Genomic DNA, 5,893 nt, shown 5'->3' with positions numbered 1-5,893 from the left:
CGGCGGCAGCAGTGCCGCCAGAGACCCGACCGGGGTGTGCGGCGCCGGTTCCCCGCGCCGATCCGGGGCCTCGGGGATCGGCTCGGCCGCCGGTGACGGCTGGGAAGCCAGGATCTGCCGGATCTGGCGGAGCTGTTCGAATGCGTGCGCGCCCATTCCGGTGGCGCCGATGTTGCGCAGGGTCGCGTCGCGCTGGTCGGTCGGGTTGAGCACGGCGGTGATCACGTCGCCGAGGGGGCTGTTGATCGGGTAGAGCCGCACGTCCTCGTCCTGGCTGCTGGGCAGCTCGGGCGGCAGGTGCCCCATCCCGTTGTTCGCCAGCGCCGCGCTCATCGTCGACAGCACGCTCGAGCCGAGACGTCCGGCGCCGTCGATCCGCTTGAGGATCCGCATCTCGACCTTGAACGGGCCGTCGCTGCCTTCGACGGCCTTGCGCAGATCATCGTAGTTGTTCATGGTTTTCTCCTTTGGGTGAAAGTTGCCGAGGTGCAACAGTTGTGTGGGGACGGGCATGAGCCGTCGCCTCGGGAAAAGATTTGTGGTGCAGGGAATCCCGGGCCGGTGATCCCGGGGCGGGAATGCCGGCTGGGTTGCGTCCCGCCGGTGGGGTGAAGATGCCCTCGTGTCTGCACCGGCAGGGGGCGGCCGGAGGCGAGGGGGGTCAGCGGTGATCGATGCTGACGGTGAACGCGGTATCGATCGAGATCGCCGCGGTGTGGACCAGGGCGGCGGTCAGCTGCAGCTGCGCCCGGATCAGTGGACCTGCGGCCAGGCCGGCGCCGACGCCGCCCGGGTCGGTGGCCGCGGCCGGATCGAGCAGGAGCGCGCCGGGGATGTGCACCTGCGCCAACCGGACACCGTGCTCGATCGCGGTGACGAGCTCACGGGCCCGGGACGAGGCGCCCTGGCGGCCGTCGTCGAGACTGCGATCCTCGTCTTCGCCGACGTCGTCGGACAGCGCCGCGTCGAACGGGTGGACCGTGAGGCGCGGGCCGAGACCGATCAGGTTGTAGGCGTCGGCGAACGCGTACCACGCGTGCGACGATCGGCGAGCTTCGTCCCGCGGCTGGCTGCACACCAGCGTGTCGGTCAGCATCCACAGGCGGGTGAGGGTGTCGGCGGCCTGGCCGAGCACCGCCCATCCCGCGCGGTGACGGCCGCTGCGGTGCAGCGCCGTGACCGCCTCACAGGCCTCGAGGAGCTGCTCGAACCGAACCACGATCGTCGCGAGGTAGAACCCCTCGCTGTCGGGCCACTGTCCGGTCCACGATTCCGGCCGGGGATCGTCGATCTCGGCGGCGACCAGGCGCCGGGCCGGGTCGAGGACGGTCCTGCGGGCCGCCTCGATCACGATCTCCACCGCATCTACGGTGCCGGCCGTCGCCGCCCACGCGCCTCCGGGTGTCATGTTCTCGATCAACGTGTCGAGGAACTCGGTGCCGGTGGGCGCCGTGCCCGTGTGTCGGTCGATCATGCGATGTCCCAGGTGGTGTGGGGGACCGAGCACTGCGCCAGATCCGCCTCGTCCAGGGAAAAGACCCACAGCTTCTCGCCCGGCAGCCACAGGCTGCTCGGCTGATCCTTCCACCGAGCCAGCTGCACCACCGTCCCCGGCGCCCGATAGGCCTGTTCGAGGGCGGGCAGCAGATCGGCGTCGGCGGTGAACAGCACCACCGCATCGAACCGGCCGGAGGCATGGGAGGTGCACAGGTCCAACGCGATCGCGGTATCGACGCCCTTCTCGGTGTAGGTGCCGGTGGCCGCGTCGAAGTGGTTGGGGCGGATCCTGGTGCTGACCCGCGGATCTCGCTGCCACCGGCGGATCATGGCCTGCTCGGTGGCGTAGCGCTGCGGGTGCCGCTGCCGATCGCAGACACCGAGGTGGACGGCGATCTCGTCGAAACGGATCGGGCGGTTCGACTTGGCGGCGATGACGTCGGCCATCCGCCCGAGGTCCAGGTCGAGGGTGTTGCTCGGCCGACCCCAGGGCAGGACGTAGTCCGTGCCGGCGACGATATTCCAGCCATCGACGATGATCTTGCCGGACGCAACAGTCTTGTGCATGCGTGTTCTCCTCGGGTATGAATTCGAGTGGTCCGCCTGCCTGGTTCCGGTAACCGATTGTCCGCGGCGGCGAATTGTTGATGAACCCATCATGCGCAGCCCACAGGCGCATTGTCAATGAATTCTCCGAAATTGTTTTTTCGGGCGGACTCGCGCCGCCGCTCGTGGCGGTTCGCCGCCCTCGTCTGCGGCGCGAAGGGGCTGGCGAGCGTTGACGAGAAAGCCGCTGTGACCTGTATGTATGATGCTCGTGCGCGTGCTTTGACAATAAATCAATCCGAAACATCGAAGTGTTCGAAACATTATTTACGAGCCAAGTATCAAAGCCTTATTGATGGGTTTATGGACAACTTCGCTCGGGAATGATTTGTTTCATCCGGATCGATTGCGGCCAGATTTGAGTTCGAATGCTCTGGGCTTGAGAGTTCACATTTTGTCTTTTATTGATTGCGGCCAATCGAGCTTCGGAATCGTTCTTTCAGTCGGATGCTGTGCAAGCACTCCGTGGCCCGAATGATGCGAAGGCTTTTTCTGCAACGAATGCTCCGAAAGATCTCCACCTATCGGATGCTCCGAAAGCTCTTTTCAATCCAGATTGAATGGGATCCGCCCGTAGTCGGTGGTCTACCTGCGGTTCTGTCACGGTGACACCGCCGGCCACGATGTCGGCGGTGCGGATCCGGGTACAGCGCCGCGCCGGCGCGCAGGTCGCCGAGGAGCTGCGACACGAATTCAAGATCAAATTCTGGTTGAGGCTTCAATGAGCTTGTCGGGAGGCGCGACCTGCTAACTTCAGCGCGTGAAACGTACATTGCTCGCAATCCCGCTAGCTCTGATCTTGCCCTTGGCAGGTTGCAGCAGTAACGAGAATGTTGGTGGCAGTCCCCAGTCCGCTGGTGCAGCCTCCTCGGCCGCACCTGCCGAGACGGAGTTCAAGATCGGTGACACCGTGACCTTCGGGCGCGATCCGGTAGGCAGCGCAACGCTGTTGAGCATCCAGATCGACCCCCCGTGCTCGTACCCGTCGTACGACCCGAAATCGAGCGATGAACGCGCTGGGCGCCCGTACCACATCGCCCTTGAGCTGTCGGTCGAAGCCGGCACGTCGGGCAACTTCATCAACATGCCGAGCCTGAGCATCTCGGAGCGCGATAAGGATGGGTACACGGCGAATACGCTGGCTCATTCCCAAGACAGCTCGGATTGCTTCGAGTACTCCGAACTCCTCGATACGATCAGCGCAGGTGAAAAGCAGCGCGGGTGGATCGTGCTCGCCGCGCAAGCTCCTGAGGGCGAGTTTGTGTGGAACCTCCAGCGTGACGGCCAGAAGGTCGTCATTCCGTTCTCGACGACGACCCCCAACACCGCCACGGCAAGCGCACCGACATCCGTTGCGCTTCCCGTAGAGGTAGAACCCGACTACCAGGAGCTGGCCGACAAGCTCACCACGATTGCCGACGAGCCCACCCCGATACCCGCAGACGAAGCGAAGCAGGTCGCAAAGATGGTCTGCGGGATGATGGAACTCGACCCGGTGCAGGACGGTGTCGTGGACCGCACCATTCAAGGCTTCGTTGACGATCAAGGGGTCCCGAAGGACATCGCTGCCGACATGGTGAACACGATGATCGAGTACGAATGCCCTTCGATGGCAGGCTCCTAGCCTGACCGACCACTACATGCGGAAGACCTCGCCACAGCGCGGGGTCTTCCGTCGTTTCGACGTCTACAAGCCGTCCAGATGCCCGAGGCGCACTGAGAACGGGGACAGGATCGTCGACGTACCGAGGAGACGTACCGGATGCAGGCATGGCCGGAGCTGTTCGCGCACGATCCGTTGCTGACTGCCGCGGTCGTATCCGTGGTCCTGTGGTGGTGCGACTGCATTGATCTCGAGACCCCTGGCCAGTTGACCGGTGACTCCACATCCCACCCTCGCTCGTGTCTTCGCCGATCACAGGAACTGGGTGGGTGGGACCAGGTCGCAGACATCGGGGTTGCGGCGCGTGAACTCCGACATCTGTCGGACATACCCGAGGTCGAGTTGGTGCCGGACTGCTGATCTGTGCGCCATCGACCCTGCCCGTGATCCTGCGCCCACACAGCCGGGAGCACTACGCTCGATGCACCGGTACCAGAAAGGAAGCCGGACATGACCGGACAGGCGCCCTCGCCCGACAGTCGACGACTGCGCGGCGTGCTGCGCGCCCACACTGCCGAGGTCGCCGCGGTCCTCGACCGGTATGGCGCCTACGACATCACCGTGTTCGGTTCCGTGGCGCGAGGCGACGCCGGACCGTGCAGCGACATCGACCTGATGGTCAGTATCGACGCACCCGAGTACGAACAGATCGTCTCCATGCTCGGACTGGCCGAAGAGCTCTCCGAACTACTCGCAGTCTCCGTCGATGTCGTCACGCGCGGCGTCGCCACCGCGGAGGTATCCGGGGCCGCCTCTGCGATCGGGGAGCAGGGGGATGCGTCGAGAAATGCCGGTTCGAACGACAGGATCGCCCGGCGGTGCAACGGAGCGCAGTAGCGCGCGGGGGCCGGATCGATCCGGCACCGACCCGGGTGCGAGGCCGACGGGGACGGACGCACGCTCCACCGGTCGCAGGTCACGGCACATATCATCGTCACACGACGGGAGGGACTGTGATGGCACACGCGAAGTCGGCGGATGACCTGAGGCTTCCGATCGCACTGGAGACCCTCAGGGAGATTCTCGTGAAGGGCGGGGCGGTCTCGGCGTGGGTCTTCGGAAGCTATTCCCGCGGGGAACAGAACGAGAACAGTGACCTGGATCTGCTCATCGAGATGGACCCGAACCGCACCGGATGGGACTTCGCCGGATTGGTGGTCGAACTCGAAGCTGCGGTCCCGGTGAAGGTCGACGTCACCACGAAGATCTCCCGTTGGTTCGCCCCGTACATCGAGCCGGATCTGTTGCCGATCCTGTAGCACGAACCAGTGCTCGTCAATGGCGAAGCCCACGCCGCGCTACCGGATCTCGAGTCGGCGTTGGACATGATCGATGTTCTCGAACGCAGGAATGCGACGAATGTCGTTTCGGCCCAAAACAATACGGATGATTCCGACGCGATGTTGATGCGTATGCAGGTCGTCGGCGAGAACCTGGCCAAGGTATGAGAGCGCTGTTCCCCGTTTCAACGGCAAGCACGGTAGCGACAGCTCAACGGCAAGCACGGTAGCGACAGCCGGAATCGCCTGATCGAAATTCGGAATGTGATCAGCCACGGTTACGTCGACGTCGATGTGAAGATCGTCTGGGGTGTCGCGCGCATCATCTCGGCGATGTTCGCCGGACTGTCTCGCTGGCGAGTGTTGCGGCGCGCTGGCCTCTGGCAACCAGGGTCCTGGCCTCGCCGAGTGTGCCGCGGGCATCGACTTCGGTGCCAGCATCGGATCGCTACGGCAGGCGGGGCGGATGCCTGTGCGGCGGTCGGGCCACCCGACCATGTTGCTGTTTCCCGGGGAAACGCTCGACGGGGCAGTGCACTGTTTCCCGGGGAAACACCAGCCGAGCGCGCGAGCGCACCGCACGTGGAAGCGCTCTCTTCCAACGTTTCCTTTAAATGGATGATATCGTCCATGTATGAGAAACGTTGCACCGTCTCTCCTCCCCATCTTCCGTAGCCAGGGGCAGGCGGAAATCCTCACGTGGCTCACCCAGAACCCGAACGCCGAGGCCACCATCACCGACCTCGCCCGCATCGCCGATGTCCCGATCGCCACCGCGCACCGCGAGATCAGCCGCTTCGAGCAGGCCGGCCTGGTCACCATCCGCACCCACGGCCGCAACCGCCTC

At 64.5% G+C, this 5,893-nt stretch carries 8 protein-coding genes; 5 read left to right on the top strand and 3 right to left on the bottom strand.

Features of this window, described 5'->3' with window-relative positions:
- The 3 genes from WAX14_RS03245 to WAX14_RS03235 form a co-directional block, all read right to left on the bottom strand.
- The coding region (locus tag WAX14_RS03245) for a hypothetical protein (protein WP_422626656.1) at nt 1-456 on the bottom strand (456 nt) is incomplete at its 3' end.
- A 205-nt stretch (nt 457-661) separates the two neighbouring features.
- Nucleotides 662-1,474, bottom strand: a complete 813-nt coding sequence (locus WAX14_RS03240; protein WP_422626655.1) for a hypothetical protein — start codon at nt 1,472-1,474, stop codon at nt 662-664.
- Nucleotides 1,471-2,064 carry an NYN domain-containing protein gene (locus WAX14_RS03235; RefSeq protein WP_422626654.1) on the bottom strand — a complete coding sequence of 198 codons (594 nt, stop codon included), beginning with the start codon at nt 2,062-2,064 and terminating at the stop codon, nt 1,471-1,473. Before WAX14_RS03235 ends, WAX14_RS03240 begins: the two co-directional genes overlap by 4 nt.
- Before the next feature lie 799 nt (nt 2,065-2,863).
- Here WAX14_RS03235 and WAX14_RS03230 point away from each other — a divergent pair.
- The 5 genes from WAX14_RS03230 to WAX14_RS03210 form a co-directional block, all read left to right on the top strand.
- Nucleotides 2,864-3,727 carry a hypothetical protein gene (locus WAX14_RS03230; RefSeq protein ID WP_422626653.1) on the top strand — a complete coding sequence of 288 codons (864 nt, stop codon included), beginning with the start codon at nt 2,864-2,866 and terminating at the stop codon, nt 3,725-3,727.
- Nucleotides 3,728-4,216: 489 nt separating this feature from the next.
- On the top strand, nt 4,217-4,603 hold the full coding sequence (locus WAX14_RS03225) for a nucleotidyltransferase family protein (protein WP_422626652.1): 387 nt from the start codon (nt 4,217-4,219) through the stop codon (nt 4,601-4,603).
- 119 nt (nt 4,604-4,722) lie between these two features.
- Nucleotides 4,723-5,025: a nucleotidyltransferase family protein gene (locus WAX14_RS03220; RefSeq protein WP_422626651.1), complete on the top strand. Its 303-nt coding sequence runs from the start codon at nt 4,723-4,725 to the stop codon at nt 5,023-5,025.
- Between the two features lie 9 nt (nt 5,026-5,034).
- Nucleotides 5,035-5,214, top strand: coding sequence for a hypothetical protein (locus WAX14_RS03215; protein WP_422626650.1), 180 nt, complete (start codon nt 5,035-5,037; stop codon nt 5,212-5,214).
- A 466-nt stretch (nt 5,215-5,680) separates the two neighbouring features.
- Nucleotides 5,681-5,893: winged helix-turn-helix domain-containing protein (locus tag WAX14_RS03210; protein WP_422626649.1), on the top strand; the 213-nt coding region annotated here is incomplete at its 3' end.

It is taken from the genome of Rhodococcus sp. (in: high G+C Gram-positive bacteria) (genome assembly GCF_049299235.1).
Lineage (GTDB): Bacteria > Actinomycetota > Actinomycetes > Mycobacteriales > Mycobacteriaceae > Rhodococcus.
The sequence above is the reverse complement of the archived record's forward strand: the minus strand, read 5'-3'. Positions and strand labels throughout refer to the sequence as shown.